General features: G+C 57.4%; 14 protein-coding genes. 5 read left to right on the forward strand and 9 right to left on the reverse strand.

What is annotated here, in order from left to right:
- The first annotated feature begins 182 nt into the window (after nt 1-182).
- The 3 genes from pfkA (at nt 183) to BBB56_RS11145 (ending at nt 3,141) form a co-directional block, all read left to right on the forward strand.
- Complete coding sequence (pfkA, locus tag BBB56_RS11135) at nt 183-1,145, forward strand: 6-phosphofructokinase (protein ID WP_033754393.1); 963 nt, start codon at nt 183-185, stop codon at nt 1,143-1,145.
- A 146-nt stretch (nt 1,146-1,291) separates the two neighbouring features.
- A complete protein-coding gene (locus BBB56_RS11140; RefSeq protein ID WP_123801029.1) occupies nt 1,292-2,281 on the forward strand; it encodes a sulfate ABC transporter substrate-binding protein in 990 nt (329 codons plus the stop codon).
- A gap of 113 nt (nt 2,282-2,394) precedes the next feature.
- Nucleotides 2,395-3,141 (forward strand): CDP-diacylglycerol diphosphatase, encoded by a 747-nt coding sequence (locus tag BBB56_RS11145; protein WP_123801030.1) that lies wholly within the window; start codon nt 2,395-2,397, stop codon nt 3,139-3,141.
- A gap of 43 nt (nt 3,142-3,184) precedes the next feature.
- Here the strand turns inward: BBB56_RS11145 and tpiA are convergent, their stop codons facing one another.
- From tpiA to fpr, 3 genes are all read right to left on the reverse strand, one after another.
- Complete coding sequence (gene tpiA, locus BBB56_RS11150) at nt 3,185-3,952, reverse strand: triose-phosphate isomerase (RefSeq protein ID WP_123801031.1); 768 nt, start codon at nt 3,950-3,952, stop codon at nt 3,185-3,187.
- Nucleotides 3,953-4,035: 83 nt separating this feature from the next.
- Nucleotides 4,036-4,662, reverse strand: a complete 627-nt coding sequence (locus tag BBB56_RS11155) for a DUF1454 family protein (RefSeq protein WP_123801146.1) — start codon at nt 4,660-4,662, stop codon at nt 4,036-4,038.
- A gap of 119 nt (nt 4,663-4,781) precedes the next feature.
- Nucleotides 4,782-5,525, reverse strand: a complete 744-nt coding sequence (fpr, locus tag BBB56_RS11160) for a ferredoxin--NADP(+) reductase (RefSeq protein ID WP_123801032.1) — start codon at nt 5,523-5,525, stop codon at nt 4,782-4,784.
- Nucleotides 5,526-5,814: 289 nt separating this feature from the next.
- On the opposite strand from fpr, the gene emrD reads away from it, so the two are divergent.
- Entirely contained in the window at nt 5,815-7,005 is a 1,191-nt protein-coding gene (gene emrD / locus BBB56_RS11165) for a multidrug efflux MFS transporter EmrD (protein WP_199756231.1), read from the forward strand.
- Here emrD and glpX read toward each other — a convergent pair.
- The 3 genes from glpX to BBB56_RS11180 form a co-directional block, all read right to left on the reverse strand.
- Nucleotides 6,995-8,005 (reverse strand): class II fructose-bisphosphatase, encoded by a 1,011-nt coding sequence (gene glpX / locus BBB56_RS11170; protein ID WP_123801034.1) that lies wholly within the window; start codon nt 8,003-8,005, stop codon nt 6,995-6,997. The two genes, emrD and glpX, sit on opposite strands and share 11 nt — an antisense overlap.
- Before the next feature lie 92 nt (nt 8,006-8,097).
- Nucleotides 8,098-9,615 (reverse strand): glycerol kinase GlpK, encoded by a 1,518-nt coding sequence (glpK, locus tag BBB56_RS11175; RefSeq protein ID WP_123801035.1) that lies wholly within the window; start codon nt 9,613-9,615, stop codon nt 8,098-8,100.
- Between the two features lie 26 nt (nt 9,616-9,641).
- Nucleotides 9,642-10,490 (reverse strand): MIP/aquaporin family protein, encoded by an 849-nt coding sequence (locus BBB56_RS11180; RefSeq protein WP_123801036.1) that lies wholly within the window; start codon nt 10,488-10,490, stop codon nt 9,642-9,644.
- A gap of 419 nt (nt 10,491-10,909) precedes the next feature.
- On the opposite strand from BBB56_RS11180, the gene zapB reads away from it, so the two are divergent.
- A complete protein-coding gene (gene zapB / locus BBB56_RS11185) occupies nt 10,910-11,149 on the forward strand; it encodes a cell division protein ZapB (RefSeq protein ID WP_123801037.1) in 240 nt (79 codons plus the stop codon).
- A gap of 55 nt (nt 11,150-11,204) precedes the next feature.
- Here zapB and rraA read toward each other — a convergent pair whose 3' ends face one another.
- The 3 genes from rraA to hslV all read right to left on the reverse strand — a co-directional run bounded on the left by rraA (nt 11,205) and on the right by hslV (nt 13,721).
- The gene (rraA, locus tag BBB56_RS11190) at nt 11,205-11,690 is read right to left on the reverse strand and encodes a ribonuclease E activity regulator RraA (protein ID WP_123801038.1); all 486 of its coding nucleotides are present in this window, start codon (nt 11,688-11,690) and stop codon (nt 11,205-11,207) included.
- A 159-nt stretch (nt 11,691-11,849) separates the two neighbouring features.
- The gene (gene hslU / locus BBB56_RS11195) at nt 11,850-13,181 is read right to left on the reverse strand and encodes an ATP-dependent protease ATPase subunit HslU (RefSeq protein ID WP_123801039.1); all 1,332 of its coding nucleotides are present in this window, start codon (nt 13,179-13,181) and stop codon (nt 11,850-11,852) included.
- A 9-nt stretch (nt 13,182-13,190) separates the two neighbouring features.
- On the reverse strand, nt 13,191-13,721 hold the full coding sequence (gene hslV / locus BBB56_RS11200) for an ATP-dependent protease subunit HslV (protein WP_071997483.1): 531 nt from the start codon (nt 13,719-13,721) through the stop codon (nt 13,191-13,193).
- Nucleotides 13,722-13,723: the final 2 nt, after the last annotated feature.

A 13,723-nucleotide genomic window follows, 5' to 3' on the forward strand; every position in this document is an offset into this window, starting at 1 on the left:
TTAAAATGACGAAGCGCTAACATAACTGCAAAAAATTTAGTGAAAACTTGTCTGACCTGAATCAATTCAGCAGCAAGCCTTTGATATACTATCTGCCATCACGGGTCGCGCATAATGAGTTGCCGCTTGGCGGCGCACGACAGGCAGGATTAACTTTTCGTTTTAACAATCCAGAGGTTGTCATGATCAAAAAAATTGGTGTATTGACCAGCGGCGGCGACGCCCCAGGCATGAACGCAGCCATTCGCGGTGTTGTGCGCTCAGCGCTGAGCGAAGGACTGGAAGTTTTTGGTATCTATGACGGCTATCTGGGCCTGTACGAAGACCGCATGATTAATCTCGACCGCTACAGCGTATCGGACATGATTAACCGCGGCGGAACCTTTCTTGGCTCGGCGCGCTTTCCGGAGTTCCGTAACGATGAAGTGCGTCAGGTCGCGATTGAGAATATGAAAAAGCGCGGCATCGATGCGCTGGTGGTCATCGGCGGAGACGGCTCCTATATGGGCGCAAAACGTCTGACCGAAATGGGCTTCCCTTGCATCGGTCTGCCCGGCACCATCGATAACGACGTCGCCGGCACGGACTATACCATCGGCTACTTCACTGCCCTGGAAACGGTGGTTGAAGCGATCGACCGCCTGCGCGATACCTCTTCTTCACATCAGCGCATCTCTATCGTAGAAGTGATGGGCCGCTACTGCGGCGATTTGACGCTGGCGGCGGCCATCGCGGGCGGCTGCGAATTTATCGTGCTGCCAGAGATCCCCTACACCCGCGAAGAGCTGGTGATGGAGATTAAAGCCGGTATCGCCAAAGGGAAAAAGCACGCTATCGTGGCGATTACCGAGCACATCTGCGACATCGACGATCTGGCAAAATACATTGAAGCGGAAACGAAACGCGAAACGCGCGCGACCGTGCTGGGCCATATTCAACGCGGCGGCGCGCCTTGCGCTTATGACCGTATCCTCGCCTCGCGCATGGGCGCTTACGCTATCGAGCTGCTGCTCCAGGGCTACGGCGGTCGCTGCGTCGGTATCCAGAACGAGAAGATGGTGCATCACGACATTATCGACGCCATCGAAAATATGAAGCGTCCGTTTAAACGCGACTGGCTGGAAACAGCGAAAAAACTTTACTGAGTTCCGCTCTGCCCGGCGCGCACGACCTGCGCGCCCTTGTTCTGCTCATCATATTCCTGCCGGTTATAAAACCTTATTTTTAATTCTTTTAGCTCTAAAATAGTTTATGTCACGCTACGGGCCTGATGACATCGGGAGAGTGCATAATGAACAAGTGGAGTATCGGTCTTACCCTTTTGCTGGCCTCTGCCAGCGTTCTGGCAAAGGATTACCAGCTGCTGAACGTCTCTTACGATCCTACGCGCGAGCTGTATGAACAGTACAACAAGGCTTTCGCGGCGCACTACAAGCAGGAGACCGGCGATAATGTGGTTATCCGCCAGTCGCACGGCGGCTCAGGTAAGCAGGCCACTTCCGTTATTAACGGCATTCGTGCCGATGTCGTTACGCTGGCGCTTCAGTCTGACGTTGATGCTATTGCCGAGCGCGGCCGCATTGATAAAAACTGGCTGAAACGCCTGCCGGACAATTCCGCGCCCTATACGTCCACCATTGTATTTCTGGTGCGCAAAGGCAATCCAAAAGGTATTCATGACTGGCCTGATTTAATCAAGCCAGGCGTTTCTGTGATCACGCCAAACCCGAAAACCTCAGGCGGCGCGCGCTGGAACTACCTGGCGGCATGGGGCTGGGCGCTGGATCAAAACAATGGCGATCAGGCGAAAGCTCAGGCTTACGTCAGAGCGCTGTTTAAAAACGTTGAGGTTCAGGACTCCGGCGCGCGCGGCGCAACCAACACCTTCGTTGAGCGCGGCATTGGCGATGTGCTGATCGCCTGGGAAAACGAAGCCTACCTGGCGGTTGAAAAGCTGGGTAAAGACAAATTCGACATCGTTACGCCGAGCGAGTCCATTCTGGCTGAGCCGACGGTTTCCGTTGTGGATAAAGTGGTCGACGAGCAGGGCACGCGTAAAGTGGCGGATGCCTATCTGAAGTATCTCTATTCACCAGAAGGCCAGACCATTGCGGCGCAAAACTTCTACCGCCCGCGTGACGCGGAAGTGGCGAAGAAATTTGCCAGCGCCTTCGCGCCGGTGAAACTCTTTACTATCGACAACAAGTTCGGCGGCTGGACGCAGGCGCAGAAAACGCACTTCGCCGATGGCGGTACCTACGATCAGGTCATGAAGCCCTAATCGTCCTGTGCAGTAAAGACGGTCAGCCAGCGTGCTGGCCGTTTTTATTTGTCCGTGACAATAAGGCGCAGGCAGGCGAGGATACAGGCACATGACTGGAGAGGAGCGTGGCTATGCAGGGGCGTCGTCTGATTGCCGTGCTGTTATTTATCCTTATCAGCGGCCTGGTCATTGCCGCCATTCACCTGCAAAAAAACAGCGATGCGCTGTGGCAAATCGTCAGTGAAAAATGCGAGCCGCACCAGCGCGCCGCGGGAATGCCAGCGCCCTGCCAGCGCGTCGAACCTGAAGAAGGCTATGCGCTGCTAAAAGATCTTAACGGGCCGCTACAGTATTTACTGATCCCGCTGGCAAAAATCACCGGTATGGAAAGTCCCGCGCTGTTGCAGCCCGCCACACCCAACTTCTTTGCCTTCGCCTGGCAGGCGCGCACGCAGCTGGCGGCGCGGCGCGGCGCGCCCATCGCGGACAGCGCGCTGTCGCTGGCGATTAACGCTGAATACGGCCGCACGCAGAATCAGCTGCATATTCATATCTCCTGTCTGCGCCCCGACGTGCGGCACAGGCTGGATCAACTGACGCCTGCGCTCTCCAGCCGCTGGCAGCCTGAAACCTTGTCTCAGCACAACTATCTGATACGCACGCTTACGCTGCCGGAGCTGGCGCAGCAGAGCGTGTTTATTCGCATGGCGAATGAGGTCCCCGATGCGCGCGGCGAACTGGGCAAATATGGCGTCGCGCTGGCGGCGCTACCGGATGGGCGACTGGCGCTGATGGCGCTGGAGCGTAACTGGTTGCTGCTGAATCGCGGGTCGGCGGAAGAGTTGCAGGATCACAGCTGCCGGATTTTGCAGCCGTAAAAAAAGGCGGCTCTGGAGCCGCCTCTGTGGTTCATTCGCGGCATTACGCCTTTTTAGCTTCTGCCGCAGCTTTGACGATAACGGCAAACGCATCGGCTTTCAGCGACGCGCCGCCAACCAGTGCGCCGTCGATGTCTGGCTGAGTGAAAAGCTCTGCGGCGTTCTTGTCGTTAACGGAACCGCCGTACTGAATAATGACCTGCTCAGCGACCGCCGCATCTTTCTTCGCGATGTGCTGGCGAATAAATTTATGCACCGCCTGCGCCTGCGCTGGCGTCGCGGATTTGCCGGTGCCGATCGCCCAGACGGGTTCGTAGGCGATAACCACGCCGTTAAAGGCTTCTGCGCCCTGGGTTTCCAGCACGGCGTCAATCTGGCGCGCGCACACTTCTTCCGTCTGGCCCGCTTCGTTTTCCGCTTCGGTTTCACCGATGCACAGCACCGGCACCAGGCCCGCCGCTTTCAGCACGGCGAATTTCTTCGCGATAAACTCGTCGCTCTCTTTATGATAAGTACGGCGCTCAGAGTGGCCGATAATGATGTATTTCGCGCCGATGTCTTTCAGCATGTCGGCGGAGGTTTCGCCTGTGAACGCGCCGGACAGGTTCACGTCAACATTCTGCGCGCCCAGCGCGATATGGCTGCCGGAGATAGCATGCTTTGCCTGGTCGAGATAGATAGCGGGCGGTGCGATCGCTACGCCGCAGCCATCAACGCCGGAGAGCGCTTTGCGCAGGCCGTCAATCAGCTCGCTCGTCATCTGCTTGCTGCCGTTCAGTTTCCAGTTACCCATAACCAATGGATGTCGCATTCTATCCTCCGCGTTACGCGATTCATTAAATTAAACTGCCGACAGGCAGCCTGGACTGCCAGACAGTATAGAGATCTCTCAGGTTAATGGCTTTGCTTTTCGTCATTTTTGCCGCTCTGATCGGCAGGGGGCAGCGTCAGTTTTATCGGCTCGATGGCGAAGGTGAGCCCCTTGTCGCCGTTGTCGGCCACCACGAAACGCAGCGCGCCTTCAGTGCGGGAAAAGTAGCGCATCCCTTTGCCTTCGCTGAGTAACGCCGTGAGCTTTTGTCGCGCCTCGTCCGGGGATAATCCCGTGACGAAAAAACGCAGCAGCGCCGCCATATAGGCCATCGCCTTTTCCTGAGAGACCTTTTGATCCGGTCCCGGCACGGGCAGCCAGGTCAGCTGGAGGGTTTTTACCTTGCCGGTTCCCTGTTCCAGCGCGGTGGAGGCATAAAGCGTTTCGCTGATTTTGCTTGCCGCCCGCGTCAGATGGCTGCTGTCGTTTCGGCTGTCGATGGCGCGATACTCCATCAGCGGCAGATCGGCATTGGCCGCGTTATATTTTTCGCGGAACTGACCAATGGTCATATCAAAGGTTGGCGCGCCCGCCAGCAGATAGGGTGCGGCAGGCACGGATCCGCTGCGTTCGCGCAGCGGTAGATTGTCGGCAAATGCCGGGGCCGTTAGCGCAACACTCAGCAGCAGCGCGCCGGGCAAATTCTTCATTTCGTTGGCTCTGACCAGTAAACTTTGCTGCAAATTAGAACGGGTTTTACCGGTAAAAGTCAAAAGCGCTGCGGTCATAATTTCACGAAAAATGAGATTAACCGCACAGCAACAGGGCCTTACCAGTAATGCTCGCTGGTGATGTGTCCGGGTTTGCGCTTCAGGTGTTTACGCATATCGCGCGTCTCTTTCAGCAACTGCTGGGTGTCGCGCACCATTTGCGGATTGCCGCACAGCATAATATGCGACTCCGCGTCCACAGGCAGACCCACTGCGCGCTCCAGCTCGCCGCTGTTAATCAGCGCCGGCACGCGGCCAGTCAGCGAGCCGGGCGCGGTTTCACGGCTGACCACGGTCTGAATACGCAGCTTGTCGTTGTAGATCTGCTGGAGTGACTGCATGAGCGGCAGATAGCTCAGGTCGGCAGCGTAGCGCACCGCGTGCACCAGAACGATATGCTCAAAGCGATCCAGCCCCTCGCCCTGTTGCAGAATAGATAAATAAGGACCGATGGCCGTGCCGGTCGCCAGCATCCACAGGGTGTTGCACGGCGGGATCTCATCCAGCACGAAAAAGCCGGCGGCCTCTTTGGTCACCATCAGGTTATCTCCCGGCCTGAGCGCCTGAAGGCGCGGACTCAGTTTGCCTTCCGGTACCGTCACCAGGTAGAACTCCAGCAGGGGATCGCTGGGCGCATTAACGTATGAGTAGGCGCGCTGTACGCGTTCCCCGTCTATCTCCAGCGCCAGCTTGGCAAACTGCCCGGCGGTGAAGGCATCGATCGGCGCATGCACCCGCAGGCTGAACAGTGCGTCCGTCCAGTTTTTCACTTCCTTTACTTGCGCATTGACCCACTCAGCCATCTCTACTCTCCCGGTCGTTGATTTTTCAGGCACATAACTATCATCGCGGCTGCACGGCGGATTTTCCACTGGCGCGCCCGTTTTTAGGCTCTAATCGACAAATGCGCCGCACGCCGGAACACAATGTTGCTGTCCGTTGACAGGGTGGTACGAAAACTTGACGAATTCTCGCGGACAGCTTTGCGCCTGCCTCTCGATTTGTCACGTAATCCTGATATTTTGCCCGCCATTATCTCGCTACAGCGCGTTTTGCTGCTGTATTAACCTTGTTTCCCGGACTGAGATGTCGATGAAGAAGATGGAAAATCGGTCGCTGCTGCTGATGTTGATTCTTATGCTGGCGGTTGGGCAGATGGCGCAGACGATCTATGTCCCGGCGATGGCCAGCATGGCTGAGGCGCTTAACGTGCATGACGGCACGCTACAGCGCGTTATGGCGGCCTATCTGATGACCTATGGCGGATCGCAGCTGATCTACGGCCCGCTCTCTGACAGCGTGGGTCGCCGTCCGGTGATCCTGGCCGGCATGACGATCTTTATGACCGGCGCCGTCACCTCTATGCTGGCGCCGTCGCTGAATGTGCTGGTGCTGGGCAGCGCGGTTCAGGGGCTGGGCACCGGCGTGGCGGGCGTGATGGCGCGCACCATGCCGCGAGACCTCTATGCTGGCGTTGCGCTGCGTCAGGCCAACAGCCTGCTGAATATGGGGCTGCTGGTCAGCCCACTGCTGGCGCCGGTAATAGGCGCGCTGCTGACGAAGCTGTTTGGCTGGCACGCCTGTTTCGCCTTCCTGCTGCTGCTCTGCGTGACGGTAACGGGCGCGATGATGCGCTGGCTGCCGGAGACGCGTCCGCACGGCGGCGAGGTCACGCCGTTTTTCCGGCGCTATCAGCGTCTGCTTAGCGATGCCAGCTTTGTGCGTTTTATTGTGCTGCTGATCGGCGCGCTGGCGGGTATCGCCGTATTCGAAGCGAGCTGCGGCGTGCTGTTGGGCGGCGTGCTGGGGCTGGATGCGTTCACCGTCAGTATTCTGTTTATCCTGCCGATCCCCGCTGCCTTTTTCGGCGCGTGGTTTGCCGGCCGCGAAGCGCGTTCCTGGCATAGCCTGATGTGGACCGGGGTAAACAGCTGCCTGCTGGCGGGCGCGCTGATGTGGATCCCGGCGTGGTTTGGCGTGATGAATATCTGGACGCTGCTGGTGCCAGCCGCGCTGTTCTTCTTTGGCGCCGGCATGCTGTTTCCGTTGGCGACGTCCGGCGCGATGGAGCCCTATGCGTGGCTGGCGGGCAGCGCGGGCGCGCTGATCGGCGGCTTGCAGAACCTGGGATCGGGCGTGGTCGCCTGGGCGTCTGCGCTGCTGCCGCAACGCGACCAGTTCAGCCTGGGCATGCTGATGTTCGCTACAGCGCTGGTGATGCTGCTCTGCTGGCTGCCGCTGTCGCGACAGCCTGAAAGCGAGCGCGGTACGGTTACAGGATAAACGGATGCAGCGCCGCGTCTTTGCGATCTAAATAGTGGATCGACTGGATGCGGCGGATGGTGCGCGACTTACCGCGTATCAACAGGGTTTCGCTGGTGGCGATATTGCCCTGACGCGTAATGCCTTTCAGCAGGTCGCCGCTGGTAATGCCGGTGGCGGCGAAAATTACGTTATCGTTGCGCGCCATTCGCGCCAGCGGTAACACGTCGCCTGCTTTAATGCCCATCTCATCGCAGCGCGCCAGCTCTTGTTCGCCAATGCGACGATTCTCCTCGCTCTCGCCTTTAACCTCGTGACGCGGCAGCAGACGCCCCTGCATATCGCCATCCAGCGCGCGGATAACCGCTGCCGACACCACGCCTTCCGGCGCGCCGCCGATGCCGTACAGCACATCGACTTCGCTGTCGGGCATACAGGTCAGGATTGAGGCCGCTACGTCGCCGTCTGGAAAGGCGAATACGCGCACGCCAAGCTGTTGCAGCTGCGCGATAACGCCGTCGTGGCGCGGCTTGGCAAGGATGGAGACCGTTAGCTGGGACAGCGGCTTATTCAGCGCGGCCGCGATATTGCGCAGGTTGGTCTCCAGCGACAGGTTAAGATCGATATGACCGCGCGCCGCCGGGCCGACAATCAGCTTCTCCATATACATATCAGGCGCGTGCAGGAAGCTGCCTTTATCACCGACGGCCAGCACCGCCAGCGCATTGGCCTGACCCATGGCGGTCATGCGCGTGCCTTCGATAGGATCGACCGCAATATCTACCGCATCGCCGCGCCCGCTGCCGACCTTTTCGCCGATATAGAGCATGGGCGCTTCATCGATCTCCCCTTCGCCAATCACAATCTGGCCGTCAATCTCCAGGGTATTAAGGACGTGTCGCATGGCGTGGACGGCGGCGCCGTCAGCCGCGTTTTTGTCGCCGCGCCCCAGCCAGCGATAGCCTGCTAAAGCCGCAGCTTCAGTTACGCGGGAAAATTCTATGGCGAGTTCTCGTTTCATGGCCTGCACCTGATGAAAAAAGGGCAGTGTAGCACAGCGCGGAAGGGCAAAAAAAAGCCCGCGGCAGAGTCCGCGGGCGAGAGGTAAATCGACTACTCTTCGTGGTCTTCCCATGACTGCGCGCGCGCCACGGCTTTCTTCCAGCCTGCGTAGCGAACGTTGCGCTCCGTGGTTTCGATGCTGGGGCGGAACTCGCGTTCCACCACCGCTTTCGCGCGCACTTCTTCCAGATCGCTCCAGAAGCCGACGGCCAGGCCTGCCAGATAGGCTGCGCCCAGCGCGGTGACTTCACGCACTTCCGGACGCTCAACGCGCGTGCCGAGAATGTCAGACTGGAACTGCATCAGGAAGTTGTTGGCAACCGCGCCGCCATCTACGCGCAGCGATTGCAAACGGGTATCGGCATCATTCTGCATCGCTTCCAGCACGTCACGCGTCTGGTAGGCGATCGATTCCAGCGTCGCGCGAATAATGTGGTTGGCATTAGCGCCGCGCGTCAGGCCGAAAATAGCGCCGCGCGCATAGGGATCCCAGTAGGGCGCGCCGAGACCGGTAAAGGCCGGAACCATATAAACGCCGTTGGTATCCTTCACCTTCAGGGCAAAGTATTCCGAGTCGGTGGAGTCGCTAATCAGTTTCATCTCGTCACGCAGCCACTGAATAGACGCGCCGCCGATAAAGACCGCGCCTTCCAGCGCATAGTTCACCTCGCCGCGCGGGCCGCAGGCGATAGTGGTCAGCAGGCCGTGCGAAGAGGTCACCGCTTCGGTGCCGGTGTTCATCAGCATAAAGCAGCCGGTGCCGTAGGTGTTTTTCGCCATGCCCGGCTGCACGCAGAGCTGGCCGTAAAGCGCCGCCTGCTGGTCGCCTGCGATACCGGCGATCGGAATACGCGTACCGCCTTTACCACCGATGTTGGTCTGGCCATAAATTTCTGAAGAACCTTTCACTTCCGGCAGCATTTCGCGCGGAATGTCGAGGATCTCCAGCATGCGCTGATCCCACTCCAGTTTGTGGATGTTGTACATCATGGTACGAGAGGCGTTGGTGTGGTCGGTGATATGCACGCGGCCCTGCGTCATTTTCCATACCAGCCAGGTATCCACGGTGCCGAACAGTAGCTCGCCGCGCTTCGCGCGTTCGCGCGCGCCTTCCACATGGTCAAGGATCCACTTCACCTTGGTGCCGGAGAAGTAGGGGTTAATCACCAGGCCGGTGGTATGCTGGATATACTCTTCCAGCCCCTCTTTTTTCAGTTTGTTACAGTAGTCCGCGGTACGCGGATCCTGCCACACAATGGCGTTATAGATCGGTTTGCCGGTCTCTTTATCCCAGACGATAGCGGTTTCGCGCTGGTTGGTGATGCCGATTGCGGCGATTTCATCAGAACGAATATCCGCATGGGCCAGCACTTCGACCAGCGTCGAACTCTGCGATGCCCAGATGTCCATCGGGTCGTGCTCAACCCAGCCGGCTTTTGGATAGATCTGCGTAAACTCGCGCTGGGATACCGCAACGATGTTAGCGTCATGATCCAGCACAACGGCGCGTGAGCTGGTGGTGCCCTGGTCGAGCGCTACAATGTATTTTTTATCAGTGGTAGTCGTCATAATGCATTCCCGATGAAAAGTGAAACTTACGCTTTACGCTGCTCAGCGCGTGCGACCGGTTTTTCTGTTTTGCTGCTGGCCAACGCCGCACCCGGCAGATGGCGGCCAATCAGCGCGCGATAGCTAAAGGCACCCAGACAGGCTCCGACTAACGGGCCAAAAATCGGCACCAGGAAGTAAGGAATATCTTTGCCGCCCGTGAAGGCCACGTTACCCCAGCCAGCGAAGAAGGCGAACAGCTTAGGTCCGAAATCACGCGCCGGGTTAAGGGCAAAGCCCGTCAGCGGTCCCATAGAGCCGCCAATCACCGCGACCAGTAGGCCGATCAACAGCGGAGCCAGCGGGCCACGCGGCACGCCGTTGCCATCATCGGTCAGCGCCATGATCACGGCCATTAATACTGCGGTAATCACCAGCTCAACCAGAAACGCCTGTCCCACGCTGATATGCGGGTTAGGGTAGGTAGAGAAGATACCGGCCAGGTCCAGGCTCTGAACCGTACCGCGCACCATCTGATGACTTTGCTCGTAATCGAAAAACAGGCTGTAGTAGAGACCATAAACCAGCGCGGCCGCGCAAAACGCGCCTGCGATTTGCGCCAGAATGTAAGGCACCACTTTGCGCCCGTCAAAGCTGGCAAACAGGCAGAGCGCGACCGTGACGGCAGGGTTAAGATGCGCGCCCGATACGCCAGCGGTAAGATAAACGGCCATTGAGACGGCAAGACCCCAGATGATGCAGATTTCCCATTGACCGAAAGCGGCGCCAGCCAGTTTTAGCGCGGCTACGCAGCCTGCGCCAAAAAAGATAATCAGACCGGTTCCGATAAATTCGGCAATGCATTGACCTTTCAGCGTGTTCGTTGTCTGACTCATAGTGGTGTTCCTGAAGCGAGGTTAAATTTTATCAGTTTTTGTTCTCATTCCATGAGTTTCCCAGCTCTCTTGTAGGGCTGGTGTAAATTTATCGTTAACGAGCATAAACGAGAAATAGCGAAATCGAAATCTGTGTACCAGGTCAAAAAAATGCGCGTTTTCGCGCCTTTTGCCTTTCATGAAACATCATTTCATCACCTGCGCCGCCTCGCTTTGAATGCCCTTCAGGCCAGACGGCAAGCGGCCAGGCATAAGCCGAAAAGTGTTACAGACTGCGGCCGCAGGTCCCGCGTCGCTGGACTTGCGCTATCAGGCTACATACAATCGGAAACATTGTTGCTGGCCTGGCTGATACAGGGCGTCACGCGCTAAGGCTGGCATCATCAACGCCCTGCGAGAATTTAGGAGAGGTCAGAAAGATGTCATTTGAAGTATTTGAGAAACTTGAAGCGAAAGTTCAGCAGGCGATTGATACCATCACCCTGTTGCAGATGGAAATCGAAGAGCTGAAAGAGCAGAACAACACGCTGAAAAACGAAGCGCAGCAGGCGGCGGGCAATCATGACTCGCTGGTGCGCGAGAATCAGCAGCTGAAGGAAGAGCAGCATCTGTGGCAGGATCGCCTGCGTGCACTGCTGGGAAAAATGGAAGAGGTGTAAGCGCCTCAGTAGAATGAAAAACGGGAGCGGCGCGCTCCCGTTTTCGTTTCCGACGTTACTCGATGTCGAGCGGATCCTCGGAGAGGATCATGCCGGTATTGTCGGCGTACAGATGGTCGCCGGAGAAGAAAGTCACACCGCCGAAGTTAACGCGCACGTCGCTTTCGCCAATGCCTTCGCCCGCTGCGCCCGCCGGAATGGCCGCAATCGCCTGAATGCCAATTTCCAGCTCTTCCAGATCGTCCACCTGGCGCACAGAACCGTAAACCACTAGGCCTTCCCATTCGTTTTCTACCGCCAGGCGAGCCAGCTGCGCGTCAACCAGCGCACGACGTACCGATCCGCCGCCGTCGATAACCAGCACGCGACCCCGACCGTTCTCTTCCAGCAGATCGTAGAGCAGGCCGTTGTCTTCAAAACATTTCACTGTGGTTATCTGACCACCAAATGAGGTGCGGCCACCGAAGTTTGAAAAAAGCGGCTCCACAACGTTCACGTCTTCATGGTAGATGTCGCAGAGTTCAGAGGTATCGTATTTCATGGTGGTTCCATCTGTTTGCCACAGGAGCGGTAAGTATACCGTCAGTTGCGGATTGTTGGCAAAATCATCAGTGGAAAAAAAGGCGCTGCATCAGCAGCATGCAGATAAAAAAAGCCCGGCCAACTGGCCGGACTTTGTGCAAGCGCAGAGAAAAGTCGATTACAGGATAAAGCGGCTGAGATCTTCGTCCGCCACCAGCTCATCCAGATGCTTGCTGACATACTCGGCATCAATGGTCACAGAGTCGCCGTGACGATCGCTGGCGTCATAGGAAATATCTTCCATCAGACGCTCCAGTACGGTGTGAAGACGACGCGCGCCGATGTTTTCAGTGGTTTCGTTTACCTGCCATGCCGCTTCCGCGATACGGCGAATACCATCTTCGGTAAACTCGACGTTAACGCCTTCGGTCCCCATCAACGCTTTGTACTGTACGGTCACAGACGCGTTCGGCTCGGTCAGAATGCGCTCGAAATCGTTTACGGTCAGTGCTTGCAGCTCGACGCGAATCGGCAGACGACCTTGCAGTTCCGGGATCAGATCGGACGGGCTGGCGACCTGGAACGCGCCTGAGGCGATAAACAGGATATGGTCGGTTTTCACCATGCCGTGCTTGGTCGACACAGTACAGCCTTCTACCAGCGGCAGCAGGTCGCGCTGTACGCCTTCACGCGACACATCCGGGCCAGACGACTGGCCGCGCTTACAGATTTTGTCGATCTCATCGATAAACACGATACCGTGCTGCTCTACCGCTTCGATCGCATCCTGTTTCAGCTCTTCGGGATTCACCAGCTTGGCCGCTTCTTCTTCGATCAGCAGCTTCATCGCGTCTTTGATTTTCAGCTTGCGCGGCTTCTGCTTCTGGCCGCCCAGATTCTGGAACATCGACTGAAGCTGATTGGTCATCTCTTCCATACCTGGAGGCGCCATAATCTCGACGCCTGCTGGCGCGACAGCCAGATCGATCTCAATCTCTTTATCGTCCAGCTGGCCTTCGCGCAGTTTCTTACGGAACGACTGGCGCGCCGCAGAAGGTTCGCTGCTGTGCTCCGGCTGGCCCCAGTTGTTTTTGGCGGGCGGGATCAGTACGTCAAGAATGCGCTCTTCCGCCATCTCTTCGGCGCGGTATTTGTTCTTTTCGATCGCCTGGCTGCGCACCATTTTCACCGCAGCGTCGGTCAGGTCACGAATAATCGAGTCCACTTCTTTACCGACGTAACCCACTTCGGTGAACTTGGTGGCTTCCACTTTAATAAACGGCGCGTTGGCCAGTTTCGCCAGGCGACGGGCGATTTCGGTTTTACCGACGCCAGTCGGGCCGATCATCAGAATATTTTTTGGCGTCACTTCGTGGCGCAGCTCTTCGTCAAGCTGCATACGACGCCAGCGGTTACGCAGCGCGATAGCGACTGCACGTTTTGCGCCGTCCTGGCCGATGATAAAGCGATTCAGTTCGCTGACGATTTCGCGAGGAGTCATCTCAGACATGTTTAATCCTTACGCCCTGGACGGCAGTTCTTCGAAGTTAACATTGTGGTTGGTGTAGATGCAGATGTCGCCCGCAATATCTAACGATTTCGCGACAATGTCATGCGCGCCCAGCTCGGTGTTTTCCAGCAGCGCGCGCGCTGCGGCCTGGGCGAAAGGACCGCCGGAACCAATGGCGATCAGATCGTTTTCGGGCTGGATAACGTCGCCGTTGCCGCTGATGATCAGCGAGGCGTTCTCATCCGCCACCGCCAGCAGCGCTTCAAGACGGCGCAGCATGCGATCGGTACGCCAGTCTTTCGCCAGTTCGACAGCCGCTTTCACCAGGTGACCCTGATGCATTTCCAGTTTTCGTTCGAAGAGTTCAAACAGCGTGAAGGCATCTGCTGTGCCGCCAGCGAAACCGGCAATCACTTTATCGTTGTAAAGACGACGCACTTTTTTTACGTTGCCTTTCATCACGGTATTGCCGAGCGTTGCCTGGCCATCACCGCCGATAACGACTCGTCCGTTGCGTCGTACGCTTACTATTGTTGTCACGG

This window comes from Candidatus Pantoea deserta (genome assembly GCF_003813865.1).
GTDB classification, from domain to species: Bacteria; Pseudomonadota; Gammaproteobacteria; order Enterobacterales; family Enterobacteriaceae; genus Pantoea; species Pantoea deserta.

Excerpts from the sequence above, each read along its gene's own strand:
- pfkA (WP_033754393.1), top strand. The coding sequence starts at position 183 with ATGATCAAAAAAATTGGTGTATTGACCAGCGGCGGCGACGCCCCAGGC.
- BBB56_RS11140 (WP_123801029.1), top strand. The coding sequence starts at position 1,292 with ATGAACAAGTGGAGTATCGGTCTTACCCTTTTGCTGGCCTCTGCCAGC.
- BBB56_RS11145 (WP_123801030.1), top strand. The coding sequence starts at position 2,395 with ATGCAGGGGCGTCGTCTGATTGCCGTGCTGTTATTTATCCTTATCAGC.
- tpiA (WP_123801031.1), bottom strand. The coding sequence starts at position 3,952 with ATGCGACATCCATTGGTTATGGGTAACTGGAAACTGAACGGCAGCAAG.
- BBB56_RS11155 (WP_123801146.1), bottom strand. The coding sequence starts at position 4,662 with ATGAAGAATTTGCCCGGCGCGCTGCTGCTGAGTGTTGCGCTAACGGCC.
- fpr (WP_123801032.1), bottom strand. The coding sequence starts at position 5,525 with ATGGCTGAGTGGGTCAATGCGCAAGTAAAGGAAGTGAAAAACTGGACG.
- emrD (WP_199756231.1), top strand. The coding sequence starts at position 5,815 with ATGAAGAAGATGGAAAATCGGTCGCTGCTGCTGATGTTGATTCTTATG.
- glpX (WP_123801034.1), bottom strand. The coding sequence starts at position 8,005 with ATGAAACGAGAACTCGCCATAGAATTTTCCCGCGTAACTGAAGCTGCG.
- glpK (WP_123801035.1), bottom strand. The coding sequence starts at position 9,615 with ATGACGACTACCACTGATAAAAAATACATTGTAGCGCTCGACCAGGGC.
- BBB56_RS11180 (WP_123801036.1), bottom strand. The coding sequence starts at position 10,490 with ATGAGTCAGACAACGAACACGCTGAAAGGTCAATGCATTGCCGAATTT.
- zapB (WP_123801037.1), top strand. The coding sequence starts at position 10,910 with ATGTCATTTGAAGTATTTGAGAAACTTGAAGCGAAAGTTCAGCAGGCG.
- rraA (WP_123801038.1), bottom strand. The coding sequence starts at position 11,690 with ATGAAATACGATACCTCTGAACTCTGCGACATCTACCATGAAGACGTG.
- hslU (WP_123801039.1), bottom strand. The coding sequence starts at position 13,181 with ATGTCTGAGATGACTCCTCGCGAAATCGTCAGCGAACTGAATCGCTTT.